Here is a 13,795-nt window from a genome sequence, read left to right as displayed (position 1 = left end):
ATTGCTCGACGAACGGGCTAGTCCCGCTCGCTGCCTAAACCTAGCGACTTCAGTTTGCGATGCAAGGCAGAACGCTCCATTCCGACAAAGCTGGCTGTGCGCGAGATATTGCCACCAAAACGGTCAATCTGTGCCTGCAAATACTCTCGCTCGAAATGTTCGCGGGCATCGCGAAGCGGCAAGCCGATCATGCGTTCATTCTCATTGGGGACCGACCCACTGCGCACGACAGACACTTCAGGCGGCAGCGTTTCCAGCGTTATGGGTTGAGACGGTTCTCCCGTAGCGAGGATCAGCAAACGCTCGACATTATTACGTAGTTGGCGAACATTGCCTGGCCAATCATGCGCTTGTAAGGCGGCCATCGCGTCATCGCCAATCTTACGCGCTGGTAAGCCAGAGGTTGCCGCGAGTTGGGTAATAAAATGCTCAACCAACTCTGGAATATCTTCCCGCCGGTCCGCAAGTGACGGAGCTTCGAGCGGCATGACATTTAGGCGATGGTAGAGATCTTCGCGGAATTTTCCGAGGCCAACTTCCTTGGCAAGATCGCGCGATGAACTGGTGATCACGCGAACATCAACCTGCACATCGTCATTCCCACCGAGCCGCTGAAAGCGTTGCTCGACCAGAAGGCGCAATAACTTGCCCTGTGTTTCCATTGGCATGTCTGCGACTTCGTCCAGATATAGCGTCCCATTATGAGCGCGTTCTAGGATGCCCGTTTTGAGATCATTTCCGTCGCTTCCCTCTGTGCCGAACAACTCTTCCTCGACCCGTTCTGGCACCATGGACGCCGCATTGACGGCCTTAAATGGGCCCGACTCTCGGTTGGATTGATTGTGCAGCAAACGCGCGATCAACTCTTTACCCGTGCCTGACGCCCCTGTGATTAACACACGAGAATTCGTGGCGGCGATGCGAGAAATTTTCGTACGCAACTGTGCAATCTGCGGCGATGAACCAATCAGTGCTTTGTCCACCGGCGCTTTGCCTTTTAGTTCTTCATTCTCTTGACGCAGACGAGCGTTTTCCAAGGCCCGCGTGGCCGTCACGATCAGCTTTTCCGCCTTGAACGGCTTTACGATGTAATCATAAGCGCCCTTGCGAATGGCGGATACGGCAGTCTCGACCGTGCCGTGACCACTGATGATAATGACGGGCAAGTCTTCATACATCGTCTTAAGACGGTCGAGCAATTCAATCCCGTCCATCGAGCTGCCCTTGAGCCAAACGTCCAGCACGACGAGGTTCGGTTTACGCGCTTTCACAGCATCTAGGGCAGCCTCGGATGTACCAAAAGCGCGGACTTGGTAGCCCTCATCTTCCAAGATACCAGAGATCATGGCGCGGATATCTTCCTCGTCTTCAACGATTAGCACATCGGATATCATGGCATTTCCTTTTTAGTCTGGGGGTCTTGCTGTAAAATGTCGGGGGGCGGTTCGATCGGGAGGCTCAAACAGACAACCGCACCGCGCAGCCCGTCTTTGCGGGGACTTAGCGAGAGTGAGCCGCCGTGATCTTCGGCAATGCGTTTCACAATCGCGAGGCCTAGTCCTGTGCCAGTTTCGCGGGTCGTCACATAGGGCTCTAGCAATCGCTCTGTATCCGCGAAGGGCCAACCAGGCCCGTTATCGCTGATGAAGATTTTGACGTAACGATCAGACAATGTGATGTCGGTTTGGATCAGACCTTGCACATCGCTATTTCCGCTTTGATCTTGGAAACGAAGCACGGCCTCACCCGCGTTTTTATAGATATTAGTCAGCGCTTGATTGAGCAGGCGCATGTCCCCGCGCATGGACAACCCATCTGGCACACCGCCGTCCAGCGTGAAGCGAATGTCGGGGAATGACACGCCTTCCTCGAACAGAACATTGGCGATCAGCGCGCTGACGTCCAGCGGCTCAAATTCTGGTGCGGGCATGCGGGCGAAGGCGGAAAACTCATTCACCATCTGCTCCAAGCTACCAACTTGGCGAATGATCGTATTGGTATAATTTGCAAATGTTTCAGGGTCAGAAGTGATCTCTTTGCTGTATTTTCGCTGCAAACGCTCAGCTGAAAGCTGGATCGGCGTCAGTGGGTTTTTAATTTCGTGTGCGATACGGCGCGCCACTTCACGCCACGCGGAATGACGCTGCGCCGAGACCAGCCGCGTCATATCATCAAAGGTCAACACCCAGCCAGTATCCTTTCGCGCGCCTTCGTAAGCGGACACACGTAGATCGAAATTGCGCATGACGTCATCGATTTCGAGGGTCACTTGATCTTCGGCCGAACTGGTGATCGCCTCGCGCGCTTTGGCGAATGCGGGAGCAAATTCAGCCAAGACTTCGGAAATGGGTTGCCCTAACAAGGCATCAGACCGCGGCCCGAGCAAGCGTTTGGCAGATTCGTTGAGCAGCGTGATACGGCCGTTTTGGTTCAACCCGATCACGCCAGCCCTCACGCCCGACAGCACAGCTTCGGAGAATTGGCGCCGTTGTTCGGACAGGTCATGCTCTCGCACTAATGCATCACGTTGGGAGTTAAGCTGCTGAGTCATGCGGTTAAAGGCGCTGCCAAGATCGGAAATCTCGCCCCACTGACCTTGCACTTTGACCCGCGCGGACATATCCCCCGCCCGCACACGCTCTGCTGCATTGATCAGACCTGCCAACGGGTCAATCAGGCGGTTTGCGAGCAACAGCCCGAGCCAGATCGAGGCAATCAAAATAAGCAAGGCCGTCTCGACAAAGGTCAGGCCGAAAATCTTATTCATGCGCGATTGGTTCGCATTAAACCGCGATATTTCGTCCGTCGCATCCTTGATGCCTGTTAAGCTAGACAAGACTTCGTTTTTTGATCGCAGGACTTGGCCGAGGTAAATGAAGGTTTCGCCCGCATTATCCAGCGGCGTGATCGCGATCAGGTAGTTGCTATCATCGCGCGTTTGAATGGCCACATCATCGCCTTTGAGGCCCTCAAAGACAGCGCGGTCTGGCAAACGAAAATCTGGGGCATCCGGACCCCTCAACGCGCGCCAAAATAAACCCGTCTGGCCCCAGCACATAGATGGCGTCAATCTCCCTCACGCGGGAGAAAATTTGCAGGTCTGCCGTGTAGGAAATGCGTGAGTTCAGCGTGGTGCGGCTCTGGCGAAGGGCGCGTTTTAGGGCGCTAATATCTGTGCCCAAACCCTCGAGTTCTTGGTCGACATAATCATCAAGGATATTCTGCGCTTGCTGCATATTAGAGCGCACTTGATCTCCAAAAATCCCAGAGATATTTTGACTAAACAAGGTGATGGTGAAAGCGCCCACAACGAGCGCTGGCAACAAAGCGGCCAAACTAAAGACGAACACAATTCGTCTGTGCAATACAGGTGCGGATTGCGCTGTGCGGCGGGCAAACAAGACGATCCACACGCGATAGACCAGATATAGCGCCAGCGCGATGATCAGGAATAAATTAAACTGCAGCAGCGAATAGGCTTGCCCGACCTGCACAGCGTTTTGCGAGAAAGACAGTAATGCGCCCAAAACGGTCAGGAATATCGCCGTTGTGAACATGACGCCAAAGAAGGCGGATTGCACAATTTTAGGCGCGCGGCGGGCCAGCGAAACAGGCGGCACAGATGACTTAGCGGGCAGAATCGGCGCCGCGTCCTCTGTCGAAAATTCCACCTGAGAATTCATAGTGATCCACGATTACGCATGACTCTTCATGCGGACTGTGGCTTTCATACCGCACTGTTGCAATTAATCAACTATACAAAACCGTCACATAGTGATGACGCATTACTCTATTTCGAGTGTCTTCAGCCGTGTGCGCAGGGTGTTTCTATGGATGCCGAGGCGGTCTGCAGCTTTGGCGCGATTACCGCCCGTCAGACGCAGAGCCTCCACGATTAAGGGCTTTTCTACCCAAGCCAGCGCGACCTGATACGGTGCGTCTTCGCCGTCTTGAACCTCAGTATTCAGCAAGCCGCGACAGGCGACTTCCAGCTGCTTATCCAGATGATCCATAGCTTCGCTGGAGCTATCCTGGGGACGGATGTCCTTAGAGAATTCTTGTAATACCATATCGGCGGTAATCACTTCGTCGGAATACAGCACGGCCAAGCGGCGCACCATATTTTCCAATTCGCGCACATTGCCCTGCCAGTTATGGCGGTGCAGCACGTCCAACGCTTCCGTCTCAAACCGCCGTGTTTGCCCCGGCGAGGCTTGCGAGAGAAAGCTCTCCGCCAGCTCATACGTATCGCGGTCACGCGCAGAGAGCGGCGGAATACGCACTTCGGCCACATTGATCCGAAAGAGAAGGTCATCGCGAAAGGCATTACTCTCCGCCATTTTGCGCAAGTCCTTGCGGGTCGCAGAGATAATCCGCGGGCGATCATTGGCGGGAATAGTCTCGGCTTCGGTCATGAGCGATAGCAAGCGCTCTTGCTGATGCAGTGATAATTCTGCGATTTCATCGATGTAAATATCACCGCCATTGACTTTTTGCAGGGTCAGTGAGGTATTATCAAAATCCGTTGTACGCAAGAAAGGCCGATCCGCCCGCGCCCCGCCGTCATGGAGCAATCGCGCGACGAGGTCTTTGCCTGTCCCCACCGCACCTTGAATTAAGACAGGCAGATTGCCCGCTGCGAAACGGGACACTGCGCGGAAGACGGGCTGCATTTCTGCGCTGCGCCCAATCATGGGCAATTTACGATTTGTAGCTTGAGACTTGGCCTTGCGCGGATGCACGGATAATCCCGCCCGCGCGACGGCATTGGTCACGTCCTCTAAATCAAATGGCTTTGGCACATATTCAAAGACGCGATGCTGCCCCGCTTTCAGCGCGGTGTTCACTGTATTATTAGCACTGATGATGATAATCGGCATTTTCGGGCGTTGCTTGACGATCTCTGGCAGGGTTTCGAACACTTCGCGCCCGTCCATCATCACGTCTGTCACAATAATATCGCCCTGCCCCGCTTCGGCCCATTTCAGCAAGGTCTGCGCATTATCGGTCGCTTTGACACTATGGCCTGCACGCGTCAGAGCTTTGGATAGAACGAGCCGTACGCTATCATCATCATCGGCGAGCAAGATTTCATACTTCATCGGGGTCTCCATTTGGGGCTGGGAGGAGGAGTGAGAATTTCGTGCGGCCAGGGCGAGATGTGACCTCGACAATGCCGCCATGCGCGCGCGCAACCTTAGACACCAGCGCGAGGCCGAGGCCTTGACCCTCTGGCTTGCTAGTCACGAAAGGCTGGAAGAGTTGTTCCTTCATCGCCGCTTTGACACCGGGACCATTATCAATAATCAAAATCTCTATCGGCAGGTTCTTCGCCTGATCATCGTCGCCGTTACGCACGCCAACACGGAAGCGAGTTTCCAGAATGATCTCGCCATTTTCAGATTGTTTTTCAATGGCTTCAGACGCATTCTTAATTAAATTTAGTAAAGCCTGCATAAGTGTATCCGCGTCGCCCACTACATGCGGCAGAGACGGATCATAGCGTTCTGTAAAAATCAAATTAGGATTAGCTGATTGAATAATGCGCCGCGCTTGACGGAGGAGTTCATGGATATTGACCCTATCGCGATTTGTCGGATCGACATCGCCGAGTGTCTCCATACGATCAGCTAGGCGACGGATTCGGTCGATTTCAGAGCTAATAAGATCTAGCAAGCTGCGCCCCTCCTCGCTCTCCACATCATCACGGAGCAGCTGCGCCGCGCCTTTAATGCCCGCCAGAGGGTTTTTCAATTCATGCGCAATCATACGCCCCATGCCAGAGACGACTTGCCCGCCAACGCGACTGCCGCGGGGGCGCGGACCCGCAGTCCAGAGGCTTAGGCCAATGCCGATCTCTGTCGGATAGGCAGTGATATGACAGAATTCTTCTTCCTTACCGTGGCGCTTTATCGGGCAGTCCCGCATGATCAGCGATGCCCCTGACTCCTGACACTTGCTGACGATCTTCTGGGTGGCGTCACTGACCTCAACCATATCCCAAGGCGATTTGCCTTCGAGGTTTCGAAGGGACTGACCCAGCCATTCTTGCGCGGCCATATTGACCCAGCGGATCGTCGCTGTCTCTTGGTCCAGCAAGACCAGCGGGAACGGCCAATCCTCAGATAGAGACATAATATTCATGCGGCGGCCTGATTGTCTGACGCCGCGAACACTTCGCGTAAACGGGCAATCACGAAAGACGGGTCTGTCGACTGGCAAATCTCTGACCGCACGGCGTCGATATTGTCTGGCGCGGCGTCATCAACGTAACCCGCCAAGTGCTTCCGCGCGACCCGCAACCCTTTCGCCTCGCCGTAAAAGTCGAGCATATCGCGGTAATGCTGCACAGCCGTAGCCGCTTTCACCTCGGGCGATAGCGGCTCTGGCTTTGGACGCCCTTCGATTGCCGCCTCGATGTCTAAAAGCTTCCACGGAGCCCCGATCAAGCCGCGGCCGATCATCACCCCATCACAGCCCGATTGCGACAGCGCAGCCAACGCATCATCCGCTGTCAGAATATCTCCATTGACGAATACTGGCACAGAGACCGCGGCCTTCGTCGCCGCGACAGTCGCCCAGTCTGCCTCACCCTTGTAAATCTGCATACGCGTGCGGCCGTGAACCGTAATCATTTGTGCGCCGCGCGCGACTGAGCCCGCCGCAATCTCCGGCGCATTGAGCGTGTCGTGATCCCACCCTAAGCGCATTTTGACAGTCACAGGCACGGACACCGCCCCGACGACAGCTTCGACGATTTTCATGGCAAGCTCCGGCTCACGCATTAGGGCTGACCCGCCCTGCCCGTTCGTGACTTTTCTTGCGGGACAGCCGAAATTAATATCAATGATCTTGGCCCCCGCATCTTCGACAGCCTTTGCGCCCTCCGCCATCCAATGCGGATCGCGCCCGACAAGTTGTATCACGAACGGGTCAAGCTCCGCCCCGCCCTCGGCCCGCGCGAGGTTTTCGGGATCGCCGCGCATTAGACCCTCGCCCGCCACCATCTCGCTCACGACCATGCCGGGCTGGAAGCGTTGCAGGATACGGCGGAACGGCAGATCGGTCACGCCCGACATAGGCGCAACGAGGACGCGACTCTTTAACTGCACGCTCAATGGCGATTCTGGCTTGCCGATATGGAGCAGGTTTGACATGATTGCGGTCTAAGCGGTTTTATTGGCCCGCACAATATTTCATCACAGGAATCTCCCTATAATGCCCAGCTCTGCACTTATTTTGGTCGCTGCGGGTAAGGGCGAACGGGCGGGTGGCGACCTACCTAAGCAATATCGCGACATCGGAGGGCAGCCCCTCATCGCCCTGACGCTGCAAAATTTGATGAAAGCTATGGATTTTGATGTGATCCGCGTCGTGGTGAGCGCGGATGACCCCTATATTGACGCCGTCCTCGCAAAATTAGACCTCGCCCATGTCACGACACAAGGCGGGGCGACACGCACAGATTCTGTGCGGGCGGGGCTGGAGTCTTTGCCGAAATTCGGCCTGGATCATGTCTATATCCATGATGCCGCGCGGCCTTTCGTCAATGCAGGCCTGCTGCGCCCGCTCCAAACCGCGCTGGAAACGCACCAAGCTGCCGCGCCGAGCCTGCCGATTGCGGATGCCCTCAAGACACATGACGGCAGCGCAGTCGACCGCGATACATTGCTTCGCGTGCAAACCCCGCAAGCCTTTCGCCGTGCTGATATAGATGCCGCATTCGCTGCCCACCCCGATACCAATTTTGCCGACGACATAGCCGTGGCGAAAGCGGCGGGGCTGTCGATCAAGTTCACGGCGGGGCAAGCGCGAAACTTCAAAGTGACCTATCCCGAAGACTTCGCCAAAGCTGCGCAAATGATGGGAACCGATATGAGCTACACCGCGATAGGATCAGGGTTTGACGTGCATCAGTTTGAGGACGGCGGCATGATGTGGCTCTGCGGGGTTCCGATTGACTGTGGCTACACGCTCAAAGGTCATTCGGACGCAGATGCTGGGCTCCACGCGCTGACAGACGCCATTCTTGGCGCGATATGTTTCGGCGATATTGGCGATCACTTCCCACCGTCTGATCCCGAATGGAAGGGCGCGAGTTCGGATAAATTCTTGCGCTTCGCGATGGACGAAGTCGCGGCGCGAGGCGGAGTTTTGCAGCATGTTGACGTGACACTAATTTGCGAGAAGCCCAAAATTAAACCTCACCGCGAGGCGATGCGCGCGCGGATAGCAGACCTCTGCGGTCTCCCTCTGACCCGCGTATCTGTCAAAGCGACCACCACCGAAAAACTCGGCTTTACGGGGCGCGGCGAAGGCCTCGCAGCCCAAGCGACAGCCACGATAAAGATGATGTCATGAACCCACTTCTCCAAGATATTTTCGCCGAGGCTCAGAAAATTGTCGATCTTGCGACGACGAAACAATGGCGCATCGCGACAGCGGAAAGCTATACAGGCGGGCTGATTGGCGGCGCGATTACAGCTATCCCTGGCAGTTCCACTCCGTTCAAAGGCGGGATCATTGCTTATGATAATGCGATCAAAACCAAGCTCCTCGGCGTCTCGCCCAGCGTCCTTGGCAAATACGGCGCGGTGTCAGAAAAAACGGCAGAACGCATGGCGGCTGGCGCTCGCGAACGCCTCGACGTCGACCTCGCCGTCTCCGTCACAGGCATAGCTGGCCCCGGCGGCGCCGTCGAAGGCAAGCCCATCGGTACCGTCTGGATCGGGATAGCGACGAAAGACGCGGTGTCCGCGACGGTGTTTAACTTCGGCGATATTGGGCGCAACGCGGTGCGCGATCAAACGGTATTAGAAGCACTACGGATGTTGACAGGGGCGTTGGAAGGGTAGGCAACTAATATCACCAAAGGGGACGTAAGTTGAGTGTCTTAATTGCGAAATGAAGGCCATGCCAAGTTTTTCAAGGGCGACTTAGTTTTCCGCCAGAGAAGGCCGCATCATTTGTGATTTCCTTACCGACCCAGTGAGGCGGCTTATAGGATTTGAGCAGTTTTGAGCTTGGAAATTCGACCTCTGCCATGATTAACCCCTCATGCGTGCCCTGAAAGATGTCTACGGCAATTTCAGGATCACCAGCGAAATAATGTCGACGTTTTATAATGCGTTGACCAGCTAAAGTGGAAAGCAGCGCATATTCTGCCTCATCAAGATATATCGTTGTAATAATCCGAGTGTCAGCGGTTAACTCTCCCTTTTTGGTCAGCTTTCTCTCGTCAGTGACGCCGTGTCCTTGCATATGGCGCAGTCTCATTCTGGACTGGTTTAGATAAGTGTCTGTAATGTCATAAACTCGCAAAGGGGCCATTTTCGGAAGTTTTTCAACGAGCCAACGTCGTTCGCGTTCGTAATGCCCGTATTTACCAGACTGAAGAAACCCTAATGAAATTGATTGCTCGTTTTCATTCAAAGCTTTTCTCCTGATCTGCACGTTTAAAGTCCAGCTTAAGTGAGCTTACAGTTTTTGTCTAATGACGGCTGTATGCCGCCAACATAGTGCACAATCCTAGCAGCTTAGAAACTTTCTGTGTAAGCCGCTCACCCAATGTCCGCAATGCCCGCAAAGCGGACACCCGCACCTATACCAAACCCAGCGCGCGGGTCTCCGCTGGCACGTCGATATCGCCGCCCTTCACGGGTTTACAGACCTGCGCGGCTCTCGCTTCAAAGGCGTTCATGATATCGACGGCGGCACGGTCCATTTTGTCTTTGATGATCATGTTGAGCGGGAAAGCTTTAAGGGTGACGTCGACTTTGAAGTCGACAAGGGTCGAGCCATCGGAAAGTTCGTGGAAGGCCCATTCGTTGAGGAGAGTTTTCAGCGCCCCGCCCTTCTCGGCTTTTGTGACGCGAATAAAGCGCGTCTCGCGGTTGATATGCACGAGCGAGCGGAAGCTTTCGCGGATCATTTTATAGGCCACAATCGCCTCGGCTTCGAAGTCAGTCTCGTTGAGCTGTTTGGTAATCCGTAGCGCGGCAATCAAGTTTATAAATGTCGGATAGTCCTCAACATTGGCCACCATTTCCAGCAAATCATCAGGGGCATAGCCGATGTGGCGCGTAAAACTCGTGCCTGGCATTAGGCTGTCCGATCGCCATGTTGTGCGCGGCGGGCGGCTTGAAGCTTCGCAAAATCGCTGTCAGCGTGATAGGAAGAACGGGTCAGCGGCGTCGCGGACACAAGCAAGAACCCCTTCGCTTTGGCGATGGTTTCGTAGGCTTTAAACTCTTCTGGCGTCACGAAACGGTCGAGCTTGGCGTGTTTGCGTGTCGGCTGCAGGTATTGGCCGATGGTCAGAAAATCGATCCCTGCCGAGCGCATATCATCCATGACTTGCATGACCTCTTCTTTTGTCTCGCCGAGGCCCACCATCAGGCCGGATTTCGTAAACTGGCTCGCATCGCGCTCTTTGACTTTTTCCAGCAAGCGGAGAGAATGGAAGTACCGCGCGCCAGGGCGGATCTTGAGGTAAAGCCGCGGCACAGTTTCAAGGTTATGGTTGAAAACATCTGGGCGCGCATCAATCACGGCGTTCACCGCGTCATCCGATTTTCGAAGGAAGTCTGGCGTCAAAATTTCGATTGTCGTCTTGGGCGAAGTGCCGCGGATTGCGTGGATCACATCGACAAAATGCTGCGCCCCGCCGTCAGACAAATCATCGCGATCAACGGAGGTGATAACCACATGCTGCAGCTTCATCTCTTTGACAGCTTCCGCAATTTTGCGCGGTTCTTCCGCGTCCACCTGCTGCGGGAGGCCCGTCGCGATGTTGCAAAATGCACAAGCACGTGTGCATATCTCGCCGAGGATCATGAAAGTCGCATGGGACTTTTCCCAACACTCGCCGATATTTGGGCAGGCCGCCTCCTCGCAGACCGTGACGAGGCCTTTATCTTTGACGATCTTACGCGTCTCGGCATAGCCCTTGGACGTTGGCGCTTTGACACGTATCCAGCTTGGTTTGCGTAGGACTTCGGTATCGGGCTTATGCGCCTTTTCAGGGTGCCGAATACGGTTGCCATCAGCATCAACAGGCGCCGATTTTTTGGACATATCAATCAGTACAGTCATAACCCTTAAATGGCGGGTTTAGGCCCAAGAAACAAGAGGCAAGTGCGGGCAGATGCTATGACATTTTGGCTGAGCTAGATAGCGAATGTTCACACGCTCACGCCCTTAAATGCGACGCGCCTGCAACTATTTGGCGTGATTTTTGCAATTATTAAGTTTCGTGTGTCATTAAGACATTTCAGGTGTGTGGGAAGGGCCGTCGGGCAATGTTTCAAACAGTCAAAATACGGGAGGGGCATGATAATTTCTTCACGCCGCTTCGTCTGATTTTTGCCTCGCTCGTCGTCATTGGCCATGCTTTTGCGATTGCCATGCGCGATCCAACGCTCGAGCCGCAAATCCTACATCACTACACCTTTAGCTATCTTGCTGTGAATATGTTTTTCATTGCATCTGGATTTTTAGTCACAAAATCAATGCTTTACCGCGGTGATGCAGCGGGTTTCACCTCTGCCAGAGCGCTCCGTATCTTCCCTGCACTTATTGTGCACGTTCTTTTTGTGATGCTGATAATCGGGCCGATGTCGACCAATCTGCCATTGCGAGAGTTTTTCAGTTCACCCGATTGGTATTTGCAGCCCCTCAAGGTTCTGACATTTTACGAAACGGCTATGTTTATGCCGGGAACATTTGCAAGCAATGCCGAGCAAATGGGGTCAGCGCCACTATGGACATTGCGATATGAAGTCCTCGCCTATATCGGGACTTTGGCGATCTTCATGCTAGGTTTGATGCGGAAAAAATGGATGGTTTTGGCGCAATTCATTCTGCCTGCCATCGCTTATTTAGTCTTTTATGCAACGGGATGGGTGGACTACTTACCTGCCACGGGTATTAATTTGCTGCGCTTTGGTATTGCTTACGGCTTGGGCGCGACGATCTATGCTTATCGGAAGCGGCTGAGCTTTAACTGGCTAGTTTTACCACTTTTGCTAGGACTAACTGCACTGACAGCCAAGACGCCACTGGTGGAAATTACGATGAATATCTTCATCGCCTATTTCGTGATGTGGGCGGCGTATGTGAAAATCCCGAGACTTAATTGGACACAAAAACTATCAGACACATCCTATGGGATTTATATATATCATTGGGCGGTAATGCAGATGTTATTCCAGTGGATGCCCAACCTGTCAGTGCTTGCATTATTCGCTATAGGTTTCCCCATCACCGTCATACTCGCTTGGCTCTCATGGACATTTGTTGAGAAACCGATGCTGTCTAAAAAGACGTGGCTAGCCAATAAATGGCGGTCTAAAAGAGCCCGTCCGATCTATGATCCGAAGGCCGTCCTACTCGATTAAGCTACATGTGAATGACGCGATCATAGGCGTCTAACACCGCTTCGTGCATCATCTCTGACAATGTTGGATGCGGGAAAACGGTCTCCATCAGCTCATGCTCTGTCGTCTCTAGCGTCCGCGCGATCGTGTAACCTTGGATGAGTTCCGTGACCTCTGCGCCAATCATATGCGCACCCAGCAATTCGCCAGTTTTAGCATTGAAAACCGTCTTGATCAGCCCTTCAGGCTCTCCGAGCGCGATGGCTTTGCCATTTCCAATATAGGGGAATTTCCCGACTTTAATGTCGTGTCCCGCCTCTTTCGCTTGTGCCTCGGTCAAGCCGACACTCGCGATTTGTGGATGGCAATAGGTGCAGCCTGGAATAGCATTAGCGTCCAGCGGATGCGGATTGCCGCCCGCTATTTTCTCGATGCAGATGATCCCCTCATGGGTCGCTTTATGCGCGAGCCAAGGCGGGGTAGTGACGTCACCGATCGCATATAGCCCAGGCACGCCTGTGCGCGAAAACTCATCGACCGTGATGTGCGTGCGATCTATTTTAACGCCCAATTCTTCCAAGCCCATATCTTCGACATTGCCGACAATCCCAATCGCGAGGATGACGCGGTCAAAATTGACCTCTTCGGATTTATCGCCCGTGGTTAGCGTTGCTGTCACGCCGTCTTTGCCAGTTTTGACAGACGCTTGTGTATTGGTTTTGATCGTCACGCCGCGCTTCTTAAACGCCTTAGCCGCCATATTAGAAATCTCAATATCTTCTGCGGGCAGAATGTTATCGACCATTTCCACAACCGTCACATCAGAGCCGAAGGCATTGTAAAAGCTCGCGAACTCCATCCCGATCGCGCCCGAACCTACGACTAGCAATTTCTGTGGCATTGTATCTGGCACCATCGCTTCGCGGGATGTCCAGATATATTTGCCGTCCGCTGCGAGGCCTGCTTGCGGGATTTGCCGCGCACGAGCGCCTGTTGCTACGATGACATGTTTGGCGGAGTAGTCCGTACCGTCCACGGTCACAATCGGCGCGGGCTTGCCAGGTTTAAGCCTCGCAAAGCCCGCAATCACAGTGACTTTGTTCTTTTTCATCAAATGCTTGATCCCAGCTGATAACTGCCCCGCTATGCCCCGTGAACGCTTCACCATGGCTTGTAAATCGAATTGCGGGCTCGCCGAGAGGCCGTAATCTGCGGCGTGTTGCATGTTGTGATAGACCTCAGCAGATCGCAACAGTGCTTTCGTCGGGATACAGCCCCAATTCAAGCAGACCCCACCGAGCTCCGCTTTCTCCACCACAGCGGTTTTAAAACCCAGCTGCGACGCCCGAATAGCGGTGGCGTAGCCCCCAGGGCCAGACCCAATGATAACAACGTCGAAAGATGTTTCGGACATGAAC

At 54.0% G+C, this 13,795-nt stretch carries 13 protein-coding genes; 3 read left to right on the top strand and 10 right to left on the bottom strand.

The window, feature by feature from the left end:
- Positions 1-17: 17 nt before the first annotated feature.
- The 6 genes from AB8615_RS04435 to dusB form a co-directional block, all read right to left on the bottom strand.
- The gene (locus AB8615_RS04435) at positions 18-1,394 is read right to left on the bottom strand and encodes a sigma-54-dependent transcriptional regulator (RefSeq protein WP_418152805.1); all 1,377 of its coding nucleotides are present in this window, start codon (positions 1,392-1,394) and stop codon (positions 18-20) included.
- Positions 1,391-2,992: a sensor histidine kinase gene (locus AB8615_RS04430; RefSeq protein WP_418152803.1), complete on the bottom strand. Its 1,602-nt coding sequence runs from the start codon at positions 2,990-2,992 to the stop codon at positions 1,391-1,393. The genes AB8615_RS04435 and AB8615_RS04430 overlap by 4 nt, the downstream gene beginning before the upstream one ends.
- Positions 2,970-3,683, bottom strand: a complete 714-nt coding sequence (locus AB8615_RS04425; protein WP_418152801.1) for a hypothetical protein — start codon at positions 3,681-3,683, stop codon at positions 2,970-2,972. Before AB8615_RS04425 ends, AB8615_RS04430 begins: the two co-directional genes overlap by 23 nt.
- 102 nt (positions 3,684-3,785) lie before the next feature.
- Positions 3,786-5,102: a sigma 54-interacting transcriptional regulator gene (locus tag AB8615_RS04420; protein WP_409433718.1), complete on the bottom strand. Its 1,317-nt coding sequence runs from the start codon at positions 5,100-5,102 to the stop codon at positions 3,786-3,788.
- Positions 5,092-6,144, bottom strand: a complete 1,053-nt coding sequence (locus AB8615_RS04415) for a two-component system sensor histidine kinase NtrB (RefSeq protein WP_409433717.1) — start codon at positions 6,142-6,144, stop codon at positions 5,092-5,094. The genes AB8615_RS04420 and AB8615_RS04415 overlap by 11 nt, the downstream gene beginning before the upstream one ends.
- On the bottom strand, positions 6,141-7,157 hold the full coding sequence (gene dusB, locus AB8615_RS04410) for a tRNA dihydrouridine synthase DusB (protein WP_409433716.1): 1,017 nt from the start codon (positions 7,155-7,157) through the stop codon (positions 6,141-6,143). The genes AB8615_RS04415 and dusB overlap by 4 nt, the downstream gene beginning before the upstream one ends.
- 61 nt (positions 7,158-7,218) lie before the next feature.
- Here dusB and AB8615_RS04405 point away from each other — a divergent pair, with 61 nt between their 5' ends.
- A complete protein-coding gene (locus tag AB8615_RS04405) occupies positions 7,219-8,361 on the top strand; it encodes a bifunctional 2-C-methyl-D-erythritol 4-phosphate cytidylyltransferase/2-C-methyl-D-erythritol 2,4-cyclodiphosphate synthase (protein WP_409433715.1) in 1,143 nt (380 codons plus the stop codon).
- Positions 8,358-8,855 (top strand): CinA family protein, encoded by a 498-nt coding sequence (locus AB8615_RS04400; RefSeq protein ID WP_418152797.1) that lies wholly within the window; start codon positions 8,358-8,360, stop codon positions 8,853-8,855. Before AB8615_RS04405 ends, AB8615_RS04400 begins: the two co-directional genes overlap by 4 nt.
- Before the next feature lie 70 nt (positions 8,856-8,925).
- Here the strand turns inward: AB8615_RS04400 and AB8615_RS04395 are convergent, their stop codons facing one another.
- From AB8615_RS04395 to lipA, 3 genes are all read right to left on the bottom strand, one after another.
- Positions 8,926-9,432, bottom strand: coding sequence for a hypothetical protein (locus tag AB8615_RS04395; protein ID WP_418152796.1), 507 nt, complete (start codon positions 9,430-9,432; stop codon positions 8,926-8,928).
- A gap of 169 nt (positions 9,433-9,601) precedes the next feature.
- Complete coding sequence (locus AB8615_RS04390) at positions 9,602-10,102, bottom strand: type II toxin-antitoxin system RatA family toxin (protein ID WP_409433712.1); 501 nt, start codon at positions 10,100-10,102, stop codon at positions 9,602-9,604.
- Positions 10,102-11,076 (bottom strand): lipoyl synthase, encoded by a 975-nt coding sequence (gene lipA, locus AB8615_RS04385; RefSeq protein WP_409434129.1) that lies wholly within the window; start codon positions 11,074-11,076, stop codon positions 10,102-10,104. Before lipA ends, AB8615_RS04390 begins: the two co-directional genes overlap by 1 nt.
- A 224-nt stretch (positions 11,077-11,300) precedes the next feature.
- Between lipA and AB8615_RS04380 the strand changes: the two genes are divergently transcribed.
- On the top strand, positions 11,301-12,398 hold the full coding sequence (locus AB8615_RS04380) for an acyltransferase family protein (RefSeq protein ID WP_409433711.1): 1,098 nt from the start codon (positions 11,301-11,303) through the stop codon (positions 12,396-12,398).
- Position 12,399: 1 nt separating this feature from the next.
- Here AB8615_RS04380 and lpdA read toward each other — a convergent pair whose 3' ends face one another.
- On the bottom strand, positions 12,400-13,791 hold the full coding sequence (gene lpdA / locus AB8615_RS04375; RefSeq protein WP_409433710.1) for a dihydrolipoyl dehydrogenase: 1,392 nt from the start codon (positions 13,789-13,791) through the stop codon (positions 12,400-12,402).
- Positions 13,792-13,795 lie beyond the last annotated feature (4 nt).

The sequence above is a fragment of the Litorimonas sp. RW-G-Af-16 genome, from assembly GCF_048319245.1.
In the GTDB taxonomy this organism is placed as follows: domain Bacteria; phylum Pseudomonadota; class Alphaproteobacteria; order Caulobacterales; family Maricaulaceae; genus Litorimonas.
This window is presented reverse-complemented; position numbering and strand designations above follow the sequence as displayed.

Bases quoted from the DNA above. Each gene is read 5' to 3' on its own strand.
- dusB (WP_409433716.1), bottom strand. From the start codon at position 7,157: ATGTCAAACCTGCTCCATATCGGCAAGCCAGAATCGCCATTGAGCGTG.
- AB8615_RS04390 (WP_409433712.1), bottom strand. From the start codon at position 10,102: ATGCCAGGCACGAGTTTTACGCGCCACATCGGCTATGCCCCTGATGAT.
- AB8615_RS04400 (WP_418152797.1), top strand. From the start codon at position 8,358: ATGAACCCACTTCTCCAAGATATTTTCGCCGAGGCTCAGAAAATTGTC.
- AB8615_RS04415 (WP_409433717.1), bottom strand. From the start codon at position 6,144: ATGAATATTATGTCTCTATCTGAGGATTGGCCGTTCCCGCTGGTCTTG.
- AB8615_RS04380 (WP_409433711.1), top strand. From the start codon at position 11,301: ATGTTTCAAACAGTCAAAATACGGGAGGGGCATGATAATTTCTTCACG.
- AB8615_RS04420 (WP_409433718.1), bottom strand. From the start codon at position 5,102: ATGAAGTATGAAATCTTGCTCGCCGATGATGATGATAGCGTACGGCTC.
- AB8615_RS04425 (WP_418152801.1), bottom strand. From the start codon at position 3,683: ATGAATTCTCAGGTGGAATTTTCGACAGAGGACGCGGCGCCGATTCTG.
- AB8615_RS04435 (WP_418152805.1), bottom strand. From the start codon at position 1,394: ATGATATCCGATGTGCTAATCGTTGAAGACGAGGAAGATATCCGCGCC.
- lpdA (WP_409433710.1), bottom strand. From the start codon at position 13,791: ATGTCCGAAACATCTTTCGACGTTGTTATCATTGGGTCTGGCCCTGGG.
- AB8615_RS04405 (WP_409433715.1), top strand. From the start codon at position 7,219: ATGCCCAGCTCTGCACTTATTTTGGTCGCTGCGGGTAAGGGCGAACGG.
- lipA (WP_409434129.1), bottom strand. From the start codon at position 11,076: ATGTCCAAAAAATCGGCGCCTGTTGATGCTGATGGCAACCGTATTCGG.